The sequence below is a fragment of the Polaromonas sp. P1_E3 genome (genome assembly GCF_056405935.1).
Genome location: NZ_JBFUBD010000683.1, coordinates 1 through 997 on the forward strand (window position 1 = coordinate 1; position 997 = coordinate 997).

Annotated in this window: 1 protein-coding gene; it reads left to right on the forward strand. The window is 59.9% G+C overall.

What is annotated here, in order from left to right:
• A partial coding sequence (locus AC1D0Z_RS22765) for a TRAP transporter substrate-binding protein (RefSeq protein WP_477660402.1) occupies positions 1-922 on the forward strand: 922 nt, incomplete at its 5' end.
• Positions 923-997: the final 75 nt, after the last annotated feature.

Genomic DNA, 997 nt, shown 5'->3' on the forward strand with positions numbered 1-997 from the left:
GACCAAATGGGACCTTCCCGCCGCCTACCCGGCCAGCAATTTCCATACGGAAAACCTGACGCAGTTCGCCGCCGACGTCGACAAGGCCAGCGGTGGCAAGCTCAAGATCACGGTGCATGCCAACGCGTCCTTGTTCAAGGCCAACGAGATCAAGCGCGCCGTTCAAGGCGGCCAGGCACAGATCGGCGAAGTGCTGCTGGTCAACTTCGAAAATGAGAATCCGATCTACGGTGCAKACGGCCTGCCCTTTGTGGCCTCCAGCTACGCCACGGCACACAAGCTGGCCGAAGCGCAAAAGCCGGCACTGGAAAAGCTGCTGGGCGCGCAAGGCATGAAGCTGCTCTACACCGTGGCCTGGCCACCCCAGGGCATTTACGTCAACAAGGAAATCACCGCCGTTGCCGACATGAAGGGCCTGAAGTGGCGCGCGTACAGCCCGGCTACCAGCAAGATTGCCGAGCTGGTCGGTGCGCAACCTGTGACCGTGCAGGCTGCGGAGTTGAGCCAGGCTATGGCAACGGGCGTCGTCAACAGCTACATGAGCTCGGGATCGACCGGCTACGACACCAAGACCTACGAAAGCATCAAATACTGGTATGACGTGCAGGCCTGGTTGCCCAAGAATGCCGTCATCGTCAACAAAAAATCCTTTGACGCGCTGGACGCGCCTACCCAGGCTGCTGTCCTGAAAGCTGCCGCCGACGCAGAAACCCGCGGGTGGAAAGTCAGCGAAGAGAAGAATGACTTCTACAAAAAAGCCCTGGCTGAAAAAGGCATGAAGATCATGACGCCTTCCCCCAAACTGGTGGCCGACTTGCGCCAGGTCGGCAGCATCATGAAGGCCGACTGGATCAAACGCGCCGGTCCCGAGGGCGAAGCGCTGCTGTCGGCCTTCGACAAATCCAACGCTGCGAAGAAATAAGCATGCGCCGCATGCTCGATGCGCTGTACGACGGCGCAGCATGGCTCGGGGCCCTGTTCATGATCGGCACGCTGC